We start from the raw sequence: 18,975 nt of genomic DNA, 5'->3' as shown, positions 1-18,975 counted from the left end.
GTGGCCGGGCTGTCGACGTCGGTGATGGTCAGTTGGCCGCCGGTGCTGACCGGGGTGTCGGTCTCGTTGACGTTGACCTGGGCGCCGGTGATGACGGCGGCGTCGTTGGTGCCCTGGATGGTCACGGTGACGCTGGAGGTAGTGCCGTCGGCGCTCGTCACGGTGAAGGTGTCGGTCAGGGACTGGCTGGCGCTGAGTTCGTTATAGGCCGAATCGGCGGTGTAGCTCCAGGTGCCGTCGGCGGTCAGGCTGAAGTGGCCGTACTGGCCGGCGACGTTGGTTTGCTCGACGAAAGTGGCCGGGCTGTCGACGTCGGTGATGCTCAGTTGGCCGCCGGTGCTGACCGGGGTGTCGGTCTCGTTGACGCTGACCTGGGCGCCGGTGATGACGGCGGCGTCGTTGGTGCCTGTGACAGTGATGGTGATGGTTTGCGGGGGGCTCAGCGCACCGCTGTCATCCTTGGCCTGGTAGGTGAAGGTGACATCGCGGCTGACGTTGGCCGGCAGGCTGTCGAAGTCCTGGCCCGGATCGAAGCGGTAGCTGCCATCGGCGTTGAAGGTGAGGGTGCCGTTGCCGGTGCCGACGTCGCTGGTCAGCTGGTAACTGGCGATGCTGCCATCGACATCGCTGGCAGCCGGTACCTGGCCGTTTAGGACGGTGTTTTCTTCGGTGGTGGCGGCACCGGCCTGGGCCACTGGCGCGTCGTTGGTACCGATGACGGTAATGGTGATGGTCTGCGCAGCACTTAGCGCACCGCTGTCATCCTTGGCCTGGTAGGTGAAGGTGACATCGCGGCTGACGTTGGCCGGCAGGCTGTCGAAATCCTGGCCCGGATCGAAGGTATAGCTGCCATTGGCGTTGAAGGTCAGCGTGCCGTTGCCGGTGCCGACATCGGTAGTCAGTTGGTAGCTGGCGATGGTGCCGTCGACATCGCTCGCGGCCGGGACCTGCCCGTTGAGGATGGTGTTCTCTTCAGTCGTAGCGCTGCCAGCCTGGGCGACCGGTGCGTCGTTGGTACCGGTAATGGTCAGAGTCAGGGTGCTGGAGCTGGTGGCGCCCTGATCGTCGGTGACGATTACCGGGATGCTGATGACCTGGGTTTCGTCATTGGCCAGGTGCTGGTAGGCCGGGTCCTTGCCATCGAAGGTCCAGCTGCCGTCGGATTGCAGGGTGAAGCCTGCGGGCGCATTGCCGTCGATGCTGAAGGTCAGGACCGCGCCGTCATCGGCGTCGGTGGCCGTCAGTTGGCCGGTGCTCACCTGGTCTTCGTCGACCGCTGCGCTGGCGGCTTGGGCGACAGGGGCGTCGTTGGTGCCGGTGACGGTGATGGTCAGGGTGCTGCCACTGGTAGCGCCCTGGTCATCGGTGACGACCACCGGAATGCTGATGACCTGGGTTTTTCCCTCAGCCAGATGCTGGTAGGCGGGATTGCTGGCGTCGAAGGTCCATTTGCCGTCCTGATCCAGGGTGAAGCCGGCGGGAAGCGGGCTGTCCGAGCCGAATTGCAGTTGGGCTCCTTGGTCGGCATCGGTGGCCTGCAACTGGCCGTTGATCTGGCTGTCCTCGTTGACCACTGCAGTGGCCGCCTGAGCTACCGGCGCGTCGTTGGTGCCGGTGACGGTAATGGTGATGGTCTGCGGGGCACTCAGTGCGCCGCTGTCGTCCTTGGCCTGGTAGGTGAAGGTGACGTCGCGGCTGACACCAGCCGGCAGGCTGTCGAAGTCGTGGCCCGGATCGAAGGTATAGCCACCATTGGAGTTGAAGGTCAGTGTGCCGTTGCCGGTGCCGACATCGGTGGCCAGCTGGTAGCTGGCAATGGTGCCGTCGATATCGCTGGCGGCCGGGACTTGGCCATTGAGGGTGGTGTTCTCTTCGGTCGTTGCGCTGCCAGCCTGGGCAACCGGCGTATCGTTGGTACCCGTGACCGTGATGGTGATGGTTTGCGGGGCGCTCAGCGCACCGCTGTCATCCTCGGCTTGGTAAGTGAAGGTGACATCGCGGCTGACACCGGCAGGCAGGCTGTCGAAGTCGTGGCCCGGATCGAAGGTATAGCCACCATTGGAGTTGAAGGTCAGTGTGCCGTTGCCGGTGCCGACATCGGTAGTCAGCTGGTAGCTGGCAATGGTGCCGTCGACATCGCTGGCGGCCGGGACTTGGCCATTGAGGATGGTGTTCTCTTCGGTCGCGGCGCTGCCAGCCTGAGCCACCGGCGCGTCGTTGGTGCCAGTGACGGTAATAGTCAGAGTGCTGGTGTTGGTGGCGCCCTGGTCGTCAGTGACGATCACCGGAATGCTGATGACCTGCGTCTCGCCATCCGCCAGATGCTGGTAGGCCGAGTCCTTGCCGTCGAAGGTCCAGCTGCCATCGGCCTTCAGGATGAAACCGGCGGGCGCATTGCCGTCGATGCTGAAGGTCAGGACCGCGCCGTCATCGGCGTCTGTGGCCACCAACTGGCCGGTGCTTACCTGGTCTTCGTCGGCCGCCGCGCTGGCAGCCTGAGCGACGGGGATGTCATTGGTGCCGGTGACGGTAATGGTCAGGGTGCTGCCGCTGGTAGCGCCTTGGTCATCGGTGACGACCACCGGGATGCTGATGACCTGCGTCTGACCGGCAGCCAGGTGCTGGTAGACGGCATTGCTGGCGTCGAAGCTCCACTTGCCGTCCTGATCCAGCGTGAAGCCAGCGGGCAAGGGGCTGTCCGAACTGAACTGCAGTTGGGCTCCTTGGTCGGCATCGGTGGCCTGCAACTGGCCATTGATCTGGCTGTCTTCGTTGACCGCGGCAGTGGCGGCCTGAGTTACCGGCACGTCGTTGGTGCCGGTGACCGTGATGGTGATGGTCTGCGGATCGCTCAGCGCGCCGCTGTCATCCTTGGCCTGGTAGGTAAAGGTAACATCGCGGCTGACGTTGGCCGGCAGGCTGTCGAAGTCCTGGCCCGGGTCGAAGCGATAGCTACCGTCGCTGTTGAAGGTGAGGGTGCCGTTGCCGGTGCCGACGTCGCTGGTCAGTTGGTAACTGGTGATGCTGCCATCGACATCGCTGGCAACCGGGACCTGGCCATTGAGGACGGTATTTTCACCGGTGGTGGCGCTGCCTGCCTGGGCCACCGGTGCGTCGTTGGTGCCGGTCACCGTGATGGTCAGCGTGCTGCTACTGGTAGCGCCTTGATCATCGGTGACGATCACCGGAACGCTGATCACCTGGGTTTCACCAGCGGCCAGGTGTTGGTAGGCCGCATCCTTGCCGTCGAGGCTCCAGCTGCCGTTGGGCTGTAGGGTGAAGCCGGCGGGGGCATTGCCATCGATGCTGAAGCTCAGGACGGCGCCGTCGTCGGCATCGGTGGCTACCAGTTGACCGGTGCTCACCTGGTCTTCATCAACGGCAGCGCTGGCGGCCTGGGCAACGGGGATGTCGTTGGTGCCGGTGACGGTAATAGTCAGGGTGCTGCCGCTGGTAGCCCCCTGGTCATCGGTGACGACGACCGGGATGCTGATGGTTTGAATCTCGCCTTCAGCCAGATGCTGGTAGGCAGGATTGCTGGCGTCGAAGCTCCATTTGCCGTCCTGCCCCAGCGTGAAGCCGGCGGGCAGCGGGCTGTCCGAGCCGAACTGCAACTGGGCGCCCTGGTCGGCATCGGTGGCCTGCAACTGGCCGTTGATCTGGCTGTCCTCGTCGACCACTGCAGTGGCAGCCTGGGCCACCGGTGCATCGTTGGTGCCGGTGACGGTGATGGTGACCGTCTGCGGAGCACTCAATGCGCCACTGTCATCCTTGGCCTGGTAGGTGAAGGTAACGTCGCGGCTGGCACCGGCCGGCAGGTTGTCGAAGTCCTGGCCCGGGGCGAAGCGGTAGCTGCCGTCGGCGTTGAAGGTGAGGGTACCGTTGCCGGTGCCCACACCGCTGGTCAGCTGGTAACCGGCGATGCTGCCATCGACGTCGCTGGCAGCCGGAACCTGGCCGTCGAGCACGGTGTTCTCGTCGGTCGTGGCGCTGGCAGCCTGGGCGACTGGGATGTCATTGGTGCCGGTCACCGTGATGGTGATGGTCTGCGGATCGCTCAGCGCGCCACTGTCATCCTTGGCCTGGTAGGTGAAGGTAACGTCACGGCTGGCACCAGCCGGCAGGTTGTCGAAGTCCTGGCCCGGATCGAAGCGGTAGCTGCCGTCGCTGTTGAAGGTCAGCGAACCGTTGCCATTCCCTACATCGCTGGTCAACTGGTAGCCGACGATGCCGCCGTCGACGTCAGTGGCCGCCGGAACCTGGCCATTCAGAACGCCGTTCTCGCCGGTAGTCGCACTGCCAGCCTGAGCGACCGGTGCGTCGTTGGTACCGGTGACCGTGATGGTCAGCGTGCTGCTACTGGTAGCGCCCTGATCATCGGTGACGATCACCGGAACGCTGATCACCTGGGTTTCGCCAGCGGCCAGGTGTTGGTAGGCCGCATCCTTGCCATCGAAGCTCCAGCTGCCGTTGGGCTGTAGGGTGAAGCCGGCGGGCGCATTGCCATCGATGCCATAGGTCAGGACGGCGCCATCGTCGGCATCGGTGGCCACCAGTTGACCGGTGCTCACCTGGTCCTCGTCGGCCGCCGCAGTGGCGGCCTGGGCCATAGGCGCATCGTTGGTACCGGTGACGGTAATGGTCAGGGTGCTGCTGGTGCTGGCGCCCTGGTCATCGACAACGAAGTAGGGGACGTTGATGACCTGCGTCTGTCCTGCCGCCAGATGCTGGTAGGCGGCATCGCTGGCGTCGAAGCTCCACTTGCCATCCTGGCCCAGGGTGAAGCCGGCGGGCAGCGGGCTGTCCGAGCCGAATTGCAGTTGGGCGCCCTGGTCGGCATCAGTGGCCTGCAATTGGCCATTGATCTGGCTGTCTTCATCGACCGCCGCAGTGGCGGCCTGGGCTACCGGCGCATCGTTGCTGCCGGTAATGGTGATGGTGATGGTCTGCGGATCGCTCAGCGCGCCGCTGTCATCCTTGGCCTGGTAGGTGAAGGTGACGTCGCGGCTGGCACCGGCCGGCAGGCTGTCGAAGTCCTGGCCCGGGTCGAAGCGGTAGCTGCCGTCGCTGTTGAAGGTCAGCGAACCGTTGCCGGTGCCGACATCGCTGGTCAGCTGGTAGCCGGCGATGCTGCCGTCGACGTCAGTGGCCGGCGGAACCTGGCCATTCAGGACGCCGTTCTCGCCGGTAGTCGCAGTGCCGGCCTGGGCCACGGGCGCATCGTTGGTACCGGTGACGGTAATGGTCAGGGTGCTGGTGCTGCTGGCGCCCTGGTCGTCGGTTACCACCACCGGGATGCTGATCACCTGGGTCTGGCCTTCGCCCAGGTGCTGGTAGGCCGGGTCCTTGCCGTCGAAGCTCCAGCTGCCGTCGGGCTGCAGGGTGAAGCCGGCGGGGGCCTTGCCGTCGACGGTGAAGGTCAGGCTGCTGCCGGTGTCGGGGTCGCTGGCGGCGATCTGGCCGGTGAGCTGCCCGTCCTCGGTGGCCTGGGCCTGGGCGTTGCTGGCCTGGGGCGTGTCGTTGGCGCCCTGGATGTCGATGTCGATCACCCGGGTGTCGCTGGCCCCGGACGGATCGCGCACGGTGACGGTGAAGCTGTCCTGCGGGTGCTGGCCGGCGGGCAGGGCATTCACCGCGGCGGCGTCGACCACGTAGACGTAGCTGCCGTCGGGGTTGACCGTGAGCTGGCCGAATGCGCCCTTGGCGCTGCCGCTCCAGGTCAGTTGGTCGCCGTCGACGTCGCTGGCCTGCAGCTGGCCCCTGATGTCGGCGAAGCTGTCGTTGGCCGAGGTGTCGACGAGGGTTGCGCCGTAGCTGCCGCTGGCCACCGGGGCGTCGTTGACCGCGCTCACGCCGATGTCGACGGTCAGGCTGCTGGACGCGCCGCGGTTGTCGGTGACCGTCACCACGAAGCTGTCGGCGCCGTTGTAGTCGGGGTTGGGCAGGTACTGCCAGGTGCCGTCGGCGTTGACGATCAGGCTGCCGTTGGCCGGGCCCCGGGCGAGGGAGTAGGTAAGGCTGTCACCGTTCGGGTCGCGGGCCTGGAAGGCGCCCTGCAGCAGGGTATCTTCGGCGGTGCTCAGTTGCAGGCCGGCGAGGGCGTTGCCCTGGTCGTCGACGAAGCTGGGCGCGAGGTTCGGCGCCTGCTCCTGCTGGCGTTCGCCGTCGCCCTGGCCGGCAGCGCCCGGGCCGCTGGTGGTGTAGCCGATGCTCGGGTCGACGTGGCCGCCGGTTTCCTCCAGCAGCACGAAGCTGTGGCCGCCGCCGGCCGGGCCGCTGCCACCGGCGCTGGCGCTCGGGCCGGCCGCGGTGGGGGCGAGGGTCTGGGTCGGGTCGGCGCCGGCGGCGATGGCCTTCTGCAGCTCCTCGGTGCTGCCCGCTGCGGCAGCCGGGGACGGCGCCTGGGGTGCCAGTTCGTTGGCGCTGAGCTGGCTGTCGCGGCCCAGGTCGAGCACGCGGCCGTCGGGCAGCTTCAGGGCCACCGCACCGGCGTCGCCGGTCTGCACCAGGTCGCCCAGGAAGATCCGGTCGCCCTCGACCAGCACCCTGCGCTGCCCCTCGGCGGATACCGCCAGCACTTGCCCGATGACGCTTTTCACCACTGCGACGACGCTGCTCATTGCACTTCTCCCCTGAGGCGGATGCTGGCGTGCCGGCCGGGTCGCGGCCCTGATGGCGGCGCCAGGTGGCATTCCCTTGTCGGCTGAAGCTGGAAAACTGGCGTCAACTAATTGGCTTAATATGTTTTCGCGATTAGGTTTATGCCAATCTATTGACCATTTCCGAGGCATCCTAAACAATTGGCAAAACGATGTCACTGTGATGTCAAAGAGCCTCGCGAAAAAATTTTCCACGGGGTTCCGGGCGCCAATGACCTCCTCACGTGCAGCGCATTCGCCGGTCCTCCGATGCCACCCCTGGGTACACGAATCGCTGTCCATATCCCTGCGATAAGGATGTTCAAACCATGCGTTTGCGTTTCGTGCCCCTGTTGCCCCTCGCGCTGGCCTGCGCGGCTCCGGCCCATGCCACTACCCTGAACGAAGCCATGCAGCGCGCCATGGACGTGCACCCGGAGATCCAGGCCGGGGTGAACAGCCGCCTGGCCGCCGACCAGCAGCTGCGTGCCGCCCAGGGCGGCTACCTGCCTTCGGTCGACCTCACCGCCGGCTATGGCCGCGAGGGCGCCGACAACCCCACCACCCGTGGCGAGGGCGACCACTGGCGGACCATGAACCGCGGCGAGTCGGCGCTGAGCCTGCGGCAGATGGTGTTCGACGGTTTCGCCACCTCCAGCGAGGTGGGCCGCCAGAAGGCCACGGTGAACTCCCGCGCCTACGCGCTGCTGGGCACCGCCGAGCGCACCGCGCTGGAAGTCGCCCAGGTCTATACCGACGTGCTGCGCCGCCAGGAGATGGTCCGCCTGGCCGAGGAGAACCTGAAGAGCCACCAGCGCATCTACGACCAGATCAGCCTGCGCAGCGCCCGCGGCGTCGGCCGCCTGGCCGACCAGGACCAGGCCGAGGCGCGCCTGGCCCAGGCGCGCAACAACCTGCTCACCGAGCAGACCAACCTGGCCGATGCGCGCACCAACTACCTGAGCGTGGTCGGCGCCGAGCCGCTGGAGCTGAGCGAGCCGGCCGGCCTGCCGGGCCTGTTGCCGCAGGACCTGCAGGACGCGCGCCGGCAGTTGCTGGAGAACAGCCCCATCCTGCGTTCGGCCGAGTCCGACGTGGCCGCCGCCGAGAAGCAGTACGAGGCGGCCAAGGCGCCGTTCTACCCGCGCTTCGACGCCGAGCTGTCGCGCAACGCCGACAACAACCTCTCCGGCGACCCGGGCCACAACAACGATTGGCAGGCCATGCTGCGCATGCGCTACAACCTGTTCGCCGGCGGCAGCAACAAGGCCGAGCTGCAGTCCAAGTCCTACCAGGCCAACCAGGCCCTGGACATCCGCAACAACGCCCTGCGCCAGCTCAACGAAGAACTCGGCCTGGCCTGGAACGCCCTGGCCAACGCCCGCGACCAACTGCCCATCGCCCGCCAGTACGTGGACTACAGCACCCGCGTGCGCGAGGCCTACCAGAAGCAGTTCAGCATCGGCGAACGCACCCTGCTGGACCTGCTGGACAGCGAGAACGAACTGTTCAACGCCTCGCGCCGCCTGGTCGACCTGCGCTACACCGAGCTGTTCACCCAGTACCGGGTGAAGGCCACCCTGGGCGAGCTGCTCAAGAGCCAGGGCGTGGTCGCGCCCCTGGCCAGCGTGGCCAGCGAAGACGTCAAACCCCAGGTGCAGCTGCCCGGCCTCAACTGAGCCGGCCCCGCACCCAACCCCGGAGTAGAGCCGCGTGGATCAGGAAACCAGCCGAGTCCCCTTGAGTCGTGATCCGCGCGTCCTGCTGGACGACCCCCTGCTGGACAGCCTGCTGAGCCTGTGCGCGTTGCACCGCAAGCCGGCCAGCCGGGCCATGCTCACCAGCGGCCTGCCGCTGCCCGGGCAGCGCCTGTCCGCCGAGCTGCTGCCGCGCGCGGCGGCCCGCGCCGGGTTGCAGGGGCGCCTGCTGCGGCGGCCGCTGGAGCAGATCCCGGCCATCGCGCTGCCGGCCATGCTGCTGCTGCGCGAAGGCCGCTGCGCCGTGCTGCTGGGCTGGGAGGCCGGCGGCGAGGCTCGCCTGCTGCTCAGCGAGAGCGACGGCGGCGAGGTGCGCGTGGCCCGCGAGCTGCTGGCCGAGGACTACGCCGGCCAGGCCTTCTTCGCCCAGCCGCAGCACCAGTACGACCTGCAGCACGGCGAGATGATCCCCCGGGCGCGGCGCTGGTTCCGCGACACCCTCATGCGTTCGCGCTGGCTGTACGTCGATGCGGTGGCGGCGAGCCTGCTGATCAACCTCATCGCCCTGGCCGCGCCGCTGTTCGTGATGAACGTCTACGACCGCGTGGTGCCCAACCAGGCCGCCGCCACCCTCTGGGTGCTGGCCATCGGCATCAGCGGCGCCTACCTGTTCGACCTGCTGCTCAAGACCCTGCGCGGCCTGTGCCTGGACCTGGCCGGCAAGAAGACCGACCTGATCATCAGCGCGACCCTCTTCGAGCGCATCGTCGGCATGGACCTGAAGCAGCGCCCGGCGCGGGTCGGCAGCTTCGCCCAGAACATCCACGAGTTCCAGACGCTGCGCGACTTCCTCGCCTCGCTGACGCTGACCAGCCTGATCGACCTGCCGTTCACCCTGCTGATCCTGCTGGTGATCGGCATCATCGGCGGGCCCCTGGTGTTCGTCCCGCTGCTGGCCTTCCCGCTGGCCGCCGGCATCGGCTGGCTGCTGCAGAAGCCGCTGGTGGAGACCATGAACCGCACCATGGCCCTGGCCGCCGAGCGCCAGTCGAGCCTGATCGAGACCCTTGCCGGGCTCGACGCGGTCAAGGTCAACAATGCCGAGAGCGAGCGCCAGTACCTCTGGGAGCAGACCATCGGCACCCTCGGCCGCCTGGAGCTGCGGGTCAAGCTGCTGTCCAGCCTGGCGATGAACCTGACGCTGCTGATCCAGGCCCTGGCCGGGGTGGTGATGATCATCGGCGGCGTCTACCTGATCATCGCCGGCGACCTCAGCATGGGCGGCCTGATCGCCTGCTACATGCTCAACGGCCGCGCCCTCGGTCCGCTGACCCAGCTTTCCGGGCTGATCCAGCGCTACCAGCAGGCGCGCCTGACCATGCACAGCACCGACCAGATGATGGCCCTGGAGCAGGAGCGCAACAGCAGCGAGCGCCCGCTGAGCCGCCAGCAGCTGCAGGGCGGCATCGAGCTGCGCCAGCTGAACTTCGCCTACCCCAACCAGCAGGTCGAGGCGCTGCACGACATCAACCTGGCGATCCGCCCCGGCGAGAAGGTCGGCATCATCGGCCGCAGCGGCTCGGGCAAGAGCTCCCTGGCCAAGCTGATCGTCGGCCTGCACCGCGCCGACAGCGGCAGCCTCCTGGTGGACGGCGTCGACACCCGGCAGCTGGACGTCAGCGACCTGCGCCACAACATCGGCTACCTGCCCCAGGACATCAACCTGTTCAGCGGCAGCCTGCGCGACAACCTGGTGGCCGGTGCGCGCTACGTCGACGACGAGACGGTGCTGCGCGCCGCCGAACTGGCCGGCGTGCACGAGTTCGCCCGGCTGCACCCGCAGGGCTACGAGCTGCAGGTGGGCGAGCGCGGGCTGAACCTCTCCGGCGGCCAGCGGCAGAACGTCGCCCTGGCCCGCGCAATGCTGCTGGACCCGCCGATCCTGCTGCTCGACGAGCCCACCAGCTCCATGGACAACGCCGGCGAGGAACGCCTGAAGCAGCGCCTGCAGCCGCTCATCGCCGACAAGACGCTGCTGCTGGTCACCCACCGCGCCTCCATGCTCAGCCTGGTGGAGCGCCTGGTGATCGTCGACCGCGGGCGGATCATCGCCGACGGCCCCAAGGACGTGGTGCTGGACGCATTGAAGAAGGGGCAGATCAGTGTCGCTTAATCCGTTCGGCCTCTTCGGCCAGTCCATCCGCGGCTACTTCCGCGGCAGCGAGGACCTTTCCGGGCAGCCGTTGCCGGAAGTCAGCAAGGCCCTGGTGGAAGACGCCCCGCGGGTGGTGCGCCTGACCATCTGGACGCTGGTCGGCTTCGCCCTGTTCCTCGGCCTGTGGGCGCACTTCGCCGAGATAGACGAGGTGACCCGCGGCGAAGGCAAGGCGATTCCCTCGTCCAAGGTGCAGAAGATCCAGAACCTGGAGGGCGGCATCGTCTCGCAGATATTCGTCCACGAGGGCCAGGTGGTGCAGGCCGGCGAGTCGCTGATGCGCCTGGACCCGACGCGTTTCGAATCCAACGTCGGCGAGACCGAGGCCGACCGCCTGGCCATGTTCCTGCGCGTGGAGCGCCTGTCCGCCGAGGTGGAGGACCGCGAGCTGCGCATCCCCGACGATGTCCGCGCCAAGGTCCCGGGCCAGGCCGGCAGCGAGGAGGCGCTGTTCCACAGCCGCCAGCAGCAGCTCAAGGACGAGGTCGCCGGCCTGGAGCAGCAGCTGGTGCAGAAGCAGCAGGAGCTGCGCGAGTTCGTCTCCAAGCAGGCGCAGTACCGCAACAGCCTGGAGCTGCTGCGCCAGGAAATCGCCATGTCCGCGCCGCTGGTGGGGCAGGGCGCCATGTCCCAGGTGGAGCTGCTGCGCCTCAAGCGCGCCGAGGTGGAGAACCGCGGCCAGCTGGACGCCACCAGCCTGGCCATTCCCCGCGCCGAGGCGGCGATCAAGGAAGTCGAGCGCAAGGTCGCCGAGACCCGCTCGCGCTTCCGCAGCGACGCGCTCAAGGAACTCAACGAGGCGCGCACCGACCTGAGCAAGGCCGAGGCCACCGGCAAGGCCCTGGAGGACAGGGTCAACCGCACCCTGGTCACCTCGCCGGTGCGCGGCATCGTCAAGCAACTGCTGGTCAACACCATCGGCGGGGTGATCCAGCCGGGCAGCGACCTGGTGGAAATCGTCCCGCTGGACGACACCCTGCTGGTGGAGGCGCGCATCCGCCCGCAGGACATCGCCTTCCTGCACCCCGGGCAGAAGGCCATGGTCAAGTTCACCGCCTACGACTACACCATCTACGGCGGGCTGCCGGCGGAGCTGGAGCAGATAGGCGCCGACACCGTCACCGACGAGGACGGCAACAGCTTCTACCTGATCAAGCTGCGCACCCGCAAAAGCCACCTGGGCAGCGACGAGAAGCCGCTGCTGATCATCCCCGGCATGATCGCCAGCGTGGACATCATGACCGGCAAGAAGAGCATCCTCAGCTACCTGCTCAAGCCCATCCTGCGCGCCCGCGCCGAGGCCCTGCGCGAGCGTTGAGGTGAGCCAGCGGGGCGCCCGGCGTGGCCGATGCCAATCGCGGACTCTGTCCGCGATCATGGCGGATAACGCCGTAGGCGTTATGCGCCCTACGCCAAGCCCTCCCATACCGTGGGGCGCATAACCGTTCGCGGTTATCCGCCGTTGGCCGTGCCACCGGGGTGTCCGGCGTGGCCGATGCCAATCGCGGACGGGGTCCTCCTACGACCGTGCTTCCTGGAACCGTAGGAGCGGACTCTGTCCGCGATCATGGCGGATAACGCCGTAGGCGTTATGCGCCCTACGCCAAGCCCTCCCATACCGTAGGGCGCATAACCGTTCGCGGTTATCCGCCACTGGCCGTGCCACCGGGGCGTCCGGCGTGGATGATGCCAATCGCGGACGGAGTCTCCTACGACCGTGTTTCCCGGAACCGTAGGAGCGGACTGCCGATGCATCGAAGGCCCGACGATTCTCAGGCGCGCTTGTTCAGCCAGCGCGCCAGCCGATCGCCGCCGAACTGGATCAACGCCACCAGCAGCACCAGGACGATGATCACCGTCAGCATCACCTGGGTATCGAAACGCTGGTAGCCATAGCGGTAGGCCAGGTCGCCGAGGCCGCCGGCGCCGATGGCGCCGGCCATGGCCGAGGAGTTGATCAGGGTCACCAGGGTGATGGTGAAGCCGCCGACGATGCCCGGCCGCGCCTCCGGCAGCAGTACGTGCCAGACGATGTGGCGGCGCTCGCAGCCCATGGCCTGGGCGGCCTCGATCAACCCCTGGTCCACCTCGCGCAGGCTCACCTCGGCGATGCGCGCGAAGAAAGGCGTGGCGGCGATGGTCAGCGGCACCACCGCGGCCCAGACGCCGTAGCTGGTGCCGACGATCAGGCGGGTGAAGGGGATCAGCGCCACCATCAGGATCAGGAAGGGGATCGAGCGCAGCACGTTGACCGCAAGACCCAGGCCGCGGTGCAGCGCCGGCGCCCGGAAGATGCCGTCGGGGCCGCTGGTGACCAGCACCAGCGCCAGGGCGACGCCCACCGGCAGGACGATGGCCGAGGACACGCCGATCATCAGCAGGGTGTCCAGCAGGCCCTGGAGCAGGCGTTCAGGCATGGCCGAGCACCTCCAGGCGGTCGGCCACGCCGGCGGCGCGTTGCAGCAGCGCCGGCAGCTCGTCGGCGCTGGCGCCCACCCCCAGCAGCAGGCGCCCGAGGCTGCGGCCCTGGATGCGCTCGATGCCGCCGTGCAGCAGGTTCACCGGGCGCCCCAGGGCCTGGGCGATGGCCTGCAGGTCGGGCTCGCGGCCCTGCTCGCCGCTGTAGTGCAGGCCCAGCACCAGCTCCCCGGCGCCGGGCTGGCACAGGCGCGCCTGCAGGTCGGCGGGCAGGTGCTGCTGCAGGCCGCCGAGCAGGGTGCGGGTGACCTCGTGGCGTGGCGCGCCGAACACCCGCCAGACCTCGCCCTGCTCGACGATGCGGCCGTGTTCCAGCACCACCACGCGGTGGCAGATTTCGCGGATCACCGCCATCTCGTGGGTGATCAGCACTATGGTCAGGCCCAGGCGCTGGTTGATGTCGCGCAGCAGGGCGAGGATGGCCTGGGTGCTTTCCGGGTCCAGCGCCGAGGTGGCTTCGTCGCACAGCAGCAACTGCGGCTGGTGCGCCAGGGCGCGGGCGATGCCCACGCGCTGCTTCTGCCCGCCGGAAAGCTGCGCCGGGTAGGCGTCGCGCTTGTCCGGCAGGCCCACCAGCTGCAGCAGTTCGTCGACGCGCCGGGCGATGCGGGCCTTGTCGAGGCCGGCCACCTGCAGCGGCAGGCCGATGTTCTGCGCCACCGTCTTGGCCGACATCAGGTTGAAGTGCTGGAAGATCATGCCCACCCGCCGGCGCAGGCCGACCAGCTGGCGGGCGTCGTAGCCGGCGATGTCCTCGCCGTCGATCAGCACCTGGCCGGCGCTGGGCTGCTCCAGGCGGTTGAGGGTGCGGATCAGCGACGACTTGCCGGCGCCGCTGCGGCCGATGATGCCGAAGATTTCGCCGCGCTGGACGCTCAGGTCGATATCCGCCAGGGCCTGCACCGGGCCGTTGGCGCCCGGGTAGGTCTTGGCCAGGGACTTGAGCTGAATGTGCTGGGTGGCGAGTTCCAGGTTGTGGTTGAAGCTGGCCATGGCTTGGGTCTCTATGGCGGAGAGTGGTGCGGTGGTTGGGCGCCTTTCCATCCCTGAAGGGAGAGGAAACCGTTCGGAGCGATCGGGACGTGTGGCGTCAGCCGGTGATTTCCGGCTGGCACGCAAGGCAGGGCAGGCACGGACAGCCCCCTCTCCCGCTTGCGGGAGAGGGCGGGGGGAGAGGGCAGCCACAGGCTGCGCCCTATCACCACCCCGGCTGATAGAGCTTCCCATGCGCCTGGTCCAAAGCCGCCCGCACCGCCGGCGAGTGCTGGTAGATGTCGACGAACTTCCTCAGCTTGCCCTCCGGATCGGCGTAGTCGGCGCGGGTGACGAACTGGATCACGTACTCCTTGTTCTCGATGCCGTCGAACAGCAGCGCGCCGTTCGGGTCCAGGGTGCCGGCCAGGCGGATGTAGTGCGGGTAGCCCTGGGCCAGGTCGACGTCGTCCAGCGCGCGCACCAGCTGCACCGCTTCCAGCTCGATGATCTGCAGGTGCCTGGGGTTGGCCACGATGTCGTCCAGGGTGGCCTTGTAGCCCACGCCGTCCTTCAGGCGGATCAGCCCGGCCTTCTGCAGCAGCTGCAGGCCGCGGCCGCCGTTGACCGGGTCGTTGGCGATGGCCACCTTGGCGCCGTCGGGCAGCTCGGCGATGGCCTTGTACTTCTTCGAGTAGAGGCCGACGTTGTTGATGATGCCGGGGGCGAACGGCTTGAGCCTGAAGCCGCCTTCCCGGTTGGCGTTCTCCAGGAATGGGATGTGCTGGAAGTAGTTGGCGTCGATGTCGCCGTTGGCCAGGGTGATGTTCGGCGCGTTCCAGTCGGTGAACTCCACCAGCTCCACCTCCAGCCCCTGGCGGGCGGCTTCCTTCACCGCCACCTCCAGCGGCGGGGCGAAGGCGGCGGTGGTGCCGAGCTTGAGCGTCTGCGCGGCCTGGGCGAGGCCGGCGGCGAGCAGGGAGAGGGACAGGCCCAGGGCCAGTCGGGCGGTCTTGGTCATTGCGGCTATTCCTTGTGCGGCTCAGTGGGTGGGGGCCGGAGTCGCTCCAGTGGCGGTTGCCGGGCGCGCGCGGTGGCGCGCCCCGGTGTGGCGGGCGGGCAGGCGCGGCTGGCCGAACAGCTTGTCGCGCAGGGTGCCCGGCGCGTAGGCGGTCTTGTAGGCGCCGCGGCTCTGCAGTTCGGGGATCACCAGGTCGATGAAGTCGGCGTAGGACTCCGGCGTCACCGTGCGCGTGAGGTTGAAACCGTCCAGGCCGGTATCGGCGATCCAGCCCTGCAGCTCGTCGGCCACCTGCAGCGGGTCGCCCACCAGGGTGACGTAGCGCCCGCCCAGGGCCAGCTGCTCCAGCAGTCCGCGCACGGTGGCGTCGGTGCGGGCCACGGTGAGCGCCTTGGTCGCCGACTCGATGGCGTTGTTCTTCTCGTAGCGGATGGGTTCGTCCAGGCCGTAGCGCGAGAAGTCGATGCCGGTGCTGCTGGCGAAGTGCGCCAGGCCCGCCTCGGCGCTGGCGTAGCGGCGGTACTCGGCCTCCTTGTCGCGGGCCTCGGCGGCGGTGGGCGCGACTATCACGCTGATGCCCATGAACACCTTGATGTCCTCGGCGCTGCGCCCGGCGCCCATGGCGGCCTCGCGGATGCGCCGGACCAGGTCGCGGGTGGCCTCGCGGTTCTGCCCGGAGACAAACACGCATTCGGCGTGGCGCGCGGCGAAGGCCAGGCCGCGGCTGGAGGCGCCGGCCTGGAACAGCAGCGGGGTGCGCTGCGGCGAGGGCTCGCAGAGGTGGTAGCCCTCGACGTCGAAGAACTCGCCGTGGTGGCGCACCTTGTGCACCTTGCCCGGCCGGGCGTAGACGCGGCCCTGGCGGTCGCGGGCCACGGCGTCGTCTTCCCAGCTGCCTTCCCAGAGCTTGTAGAGCACCTCCAGGTACTCGTCGGCGCGGTCGTAGCGGCGGTCGTGGTCGATCTGCCGCTGCTGGCCCATGGCCCTGGCGGTGCTCTCCAGGTAGCCGGTGACGATGTTCCAGCCGACGCGCCCGTCGCTCAGGTGGTCGAGGGTCGACAGCCGCCGGGCGAAGGGGTAGGGCGGCTCGTAGGTGAGGTTGGCGGTAACGCCGAAGCCCAGGTGCTCGGTGACCCCGGCCATGGCCGAGACCAGCATCAGCGGGTCGTTGACCGGCAGCTGGATGGCCTCCTTGAGCGTCAGGTCGATGCCGCCCTGGTACACGTCGTATACACCGAGGATGTCGGCCAGGAACAGGCCGTCGAACAGGCCGCGCTCCAGCAGCCTGGCCAGGTCGGTCCAGTAGCGCAGCTTGTTGAAGTCGCTGGAGTCGTCCCGCGGGTGCGTCCACAGGCCGTGGTTGATGTGCCCCACGCAGTTCATGTTGAAGGCGTTGAGGAGGATCTGCTTCTGGCTCATGCCTTTCTCCTGTAGGAGCGAGCTTGCTCGCGAACAGCCACGTGCCTGGAAGGTTCGCGAGCAAGCTCGCTCCTACGAAAAACGCTGGGTGGGAGGCTCATATGGTTCCCCGCAGCGGTGGCCGGCGGCCGTTGAGGTGGTAGTCGCCGATGGCGAAGTACTTCCAGCGCACCGGGTCGTGCAGGGTGTGCACCCGGGCGTTGCGCCAGTGCCGGTCCAGGCCCAGTTCGGCCAGGCTGGCGCGGCTGCCGCCCAGTTCGATCAGCTTGCTGCCGGCCAGCAGCGAGACCTCGGTGCTGATGGCGCGGGCCTCGGCCACGGCGATGGAGGCGGCGGCCACGGTTTCGGCGTCCGGCCCGGCGGTGGCGGCATCGAGCGCGCGGCCGGCGCGGTCCAGCAGGGCCTCGGCGGCATGCAGGCGGATGGCCAGGCGGCCGACTTCCTGGATCGCCAGCGGATCGTCGCTGGCCTTGTCCACGCCCGCGTCGATCCAGGGCCTGGCGCGCTTGCGCAGGAACTCCAGGGTGTCCTCGTAGGCGGCGCGGGCGATGCCGGTGTCGATGGCGGCGTGGAGGATCTGTGCCAGCGGGCCCACCGTGGTCGGCCGCTCGAAGGCGGCCTGGAAGGGCACCACGTCCTCGGTGCGCACCGGCACGCCGTCGAACACCACCGAGCCGCTGCCGGTGGTGCGCTGGCCGAAGCCGGACCAGTCGTCGATGATCTCAAGCCCCGCGCTGTGGCGCGGCACGAAGGCCAGTTGCTGCACGCCATTGTCATCCACCACCAGGGTGGGGATGCGCTGGGCGTAGAGGGCGCCGGTGCAATAGAACTTGCGGCCGTCGATACGCAGGCCGTCGCCGTCGCGGCGCAGCCGGGTGGTGCGCTCGTGGGCGCTGCGGGTGCCGATCTCGGCCAGGGCGTTGCCGAAGCGCACGCCGCCCAGGGCCTCGGCGAACAGCCGGCGTTTCTGCGCCTCGCTGCCGTTCACCCGCAGCACTTCCAGGGCATAGAAGTGGTTCTGCGGAATCTGCCCGAGGGAGGCGTCGGCGGCGGCGAGGATGGCGATCACCCGCGCCAGGGTGACCCGCGAGACGCCGGCGCCGCCGTATTCCCGCGGCACGCTGATGCCCCACAGGCCGGAACGGCTCAGCCGCTCCAGCTCGTCCCAGGGCAGGTGCCGCTGCAGGTCGCGCTCGATGCTGCCGGCGCGCAGGCCGGCGGCCAGGTCGCGGGCGGTTTCCAGCGCTTCGTCGTCGCTGGCGATGAGGTGTACGGGGGCTTCGCTGATTTCGGCCAGGCTCATGGGCGCGCTCCTCAGATCCAGGAATGGCGCGCCGGACGGGCGCCGTTGAGGTGGTAGGCACCGACCGCCTGGACCTTCCAGCGCACCGGGTCGTGCAGGGTGTGCACGCGGGCGTTGCGCCAGTGGCGGTCCAGGTTGAACTCGGCGAGGGTGGCGCGGCTGCCGGCCAGCTCGAACAGCTTCTCGCTGGCGGCCAGGCTGATCTCGGTGGTCAGCACCTTGGCCTCGGCCACGGCGATGGAGGCGCGGGCGGCGGACTCGTCGTCGATCGGCCGCGCGCTGACCTCGTCCAGCACGCGCCCGGCGCGCTCCAGCAGGGCCTCGGCGGCGTGCAGCTCGACCTGCAGGCGGCCGATCTCGGCGATGGCGAAGGGCTCGTCGCTGGCCCGCTCGGCGCCGGCCTCGAGGGCGTCGATCCAGGGCCGCGAGCGCTCGCGCAGGAACGCCTGGCAGTCCTCCAGGGCGCTGGCGGCGATGCCGGCGTCTATGGCGGCCTGGATCAGCTGGGATACCGCGCCCTGGATGTTCGGCACCTGGGCCAGGCGGCCGTTGTGGATCAGCATGTCGGCGGCCACCGGGGCGTTGTCCAGCAGCACCGTGCCACTGGCGGTGGTGCGCTGGCCGAAGCCGGACCAGTCGTCGACGATGCGCAGCCCGTCGACGCCGCGCTCGACGAAGGCCATCACCGCGCGGCCGTCCTCGTCCAGGGCCTTGACCGCCACCCAGTGGGCGAAGAGGGCGCCGGTGGAATAGAACTTCTCGCCGCTGACGCGATAGCCCTCGCCCTCGCGCCAGATGCGCGCGCGCAGTTCCAGGGTGTCGCGGGTGTTGCGTTCCGGGCCTGCGTTGCCGATGCGCCGGCCGGCCAGCACGCCGCCGAACAGCGCACGCTTCTGCGCCTCGCTGGCGACGCTGTCGATGACGTTGAGCAGGCCGAACTGGTTCTGCGGGATCTGCCCCAGGGCCGGGTCGGCGGCGCAGATCACCCGGAACACCTCGGCGAGGGTCACGTAGGACACCTGGGCCCCGCCGTAGGCGCGGGGAATGCCGATGCCGCCCAGGCCGAGGCGGGTGAAGGCTTCCAGCTCGGTCCAGGGCAGCTGCCGCTCGCGGTCGCGTGCGGCGGCGCCGGGGCGCGCCAGGCGGGCCACCTCGTGGGCGGCCTCCAGGGCCTGGGCGTCGTTGTCGATGCGGCGCGCCGGGAGTAGCCGGGGCGCCTGGTCACGAAGGTC

The 18,975-nt window shown here is 68.6% G+C and carries 10 protein-coding genes; 3 read left to right on the top strand and 7 right to left on the bottom strand.

Annotated features, from left to right (window positions below):
- A partial coding sequence (locus DK254_RS04515; protein WP_218281395.1) for a retention module-containing protein occupies positions 1-6,620 on the bottom strand: 6,620 nt, incomplete at its 3' end.
- A gap of 347 nt (positions 6,621-6,967) precedes the next feature.
- On the opposite strand from DK254_RS04515, the gene DK254_RS04510 reads away from it, so the two are divergent.
- The 3 genes from DK254_RS04510 to DK254_RS04500 are packed head-to-tail and all read left to right on the top strand — an operon-like array spanning position 6,968 to position 11,868.
- The gene (locus DK254_RS04510) at positions 6,968-8,317 is read left to right on the top strand and encodes a TolC family outer membrane protein (protein ID WP_109932552.1); all 1,350 of its coding nucleotides are present in this window, start codon (positions 6,968-6,970) and stop codon (positions 8,315-8,317) included.
- Between the two features lie 34 nt (positions 8,318-8,351).
- On the top strand, positions 8,352-10,508 hold the full coding sequence (locus tag DK254_RS04505; protein ID WP_109932550.1) for a type I secretion system permease/ATPase: 2,157 nt from the start codon (positions 8,352-8,354) through the stop codon (positions 10,506-10,508).
- A complete protein-coding gene (locus DK254_RS04500) occupies positions 10,498-11,868 on the top strand; it encodes an HlyD family type I secretion periplasmic adaptor subunit (protein ID WP_089394292.1) in 1,371 nt (456 codons plus the stop codon). Before DK254_RS04505 ends, DK254_RS04500 begins: the two co-directional genes overlap by 11 nt.
- Positions 11,869-12,322: 454 nt before the next feature.
- Here the strand turns inward: DK254_RS04500 and DK254_RS04495 are convergent, their stop codons facing one another.
- From DK254_RS04495 to DK254_RS04470, 6 genes are all read right to left on the bottom strand, one after another.
- A complete protein-coding gene (locus DK254_RS04495; RefSeq protein ID WP_109932548.1) occupies positions 12,323-12,967 on the bottom strand; it encodes a methionine ABC transporter permease in 645 nt (214 codons plus the stop codon).
- A complete protein-coding gene (locus tag DK254_RS04490) occupies positions 12,960-14,021 on the bottom strand; it encodes a methionine ABC transporter ATP-binding protein (protein WP_109932546.1) in 1,062 nt (353 codons plus the stop codon). The genes DK254_RS04495 and DK254_RS04490 overlap by 8 nt, the downstream gene beginning before the upstream one ends.
- 205 nt (positions 14,022-14,226) lie before the next feature.
- Positions 14,227-15,021 carry a MetQ/NlpA family ABC transporter substrate-binding protein gene (locus tag DK254_RS04485; protein WP_109932544.1) on the bottom strand — a complete coding sequence of 265 codons (795 nt, stop codon included), beginning with the start codon at positions 15,019-15,021 and terminating at the stop codon, positions 14,227-14,229.
- A gap of 21 nt (positions 15,022-15,042) precedes the next feature.
- Positions 15,043-16,440 carry an LLM class flavin-dependent oxidoreductase gene (locus DK254_RS04480; RefSeq protein ID WP_109932542.1) on the bottom strand — a complete coding sequence of 466 codons (1,398 nt, stop codon included), beginning with the start codon at positions 16,438-16,440 and terminating at the stop codon, positions 15,043-15,045.
- A gap of 97 nt (positions 16,441-16,537) precedes the next feature.
- The gene (locus tag DK254_RS04475; protein WP_109932540.1) at positions 16,538-17,743 is read right to left on the bottom strand and encodes an SfnB family sulfur acquisition oxidoreductase; all 1,206 of its coding nucleotides are present in this window, start codon (positions 17,741-17,743) and stop codon (positions 16,538-16,540) included.
- 11 nt (positions 17,744-17,754) lie between these two features.
- Positions 17,755-18,975 (bottom strand): SfnB family sulfur acquisition oxidoreductase (locus tag DK254_RS04470; RefSeq protein ID WP_109933000.1); only part of this gene is annotated, 1,221 nt, incomplete at its 5' end.

Source organism: Pseudomonas sp. RW407 (genome assembly GCF_003176655.1).
Classification (GTDB): domain Bacteria; phylum Pseudomonadota; class Gammaproteobacteria; order Pseudomonadales; family Pseudomonadaceae; genus Pseudomonas; species Pseudomonas delhiensis.
Note: the sequence above shows the minus strand (reverse complement) of the source record. Positions and strands in the feature narration are given on the sequence as shown.

Excerpts from the sequence above, each read along its gene's own strand:
- DK254_RS04495 (WP_109932548.1), bottom strand. The coding sequence starts at position 12,967 with ATGCCTGAACGCCTGCTCCAGGGCCTGCTGGACACCCTGCTGATGATC.
- DK254_RS04510 (WP_109932552.1), top strand. The coding sequence starts at position 6,968 with ATGCGTTTGCGTTTCGTGCCCCTGTTGCCCCTCGCGCTGGCCTGCGCG.
- DK254_RS04485 (WP_109932544.1), bottom strand. The coding sequence starts at position 15,021 with ATGACCAAGACCGCCCGACTGGCCCTGGGCCTGTCCCTCTCCCTGCTC.
- DK254_RS04490 (WP_109932546.1), bottom strand. The coding sequence starts at position 14,021 with ATGGCCAGCTTCAACCACAACCTGGAACTCGCCACCCAGCACATTCAG.
- DK254_RS04475 (WP_109932540.1), bottom strand. The coding sequence starts at position 17,743 with ATGAGCCTGGCCGAAATCAGCGAAGCCCCCGTACACCTCATCGCCAGC.
- DK254_RS04480 (WP_109932542.1), bottom strand. The coding sequence starts at position 16,440 with ATGAGCCAGAAGCAGATCCTCCTCAACGCCTTCAACATGAACTGCGTG.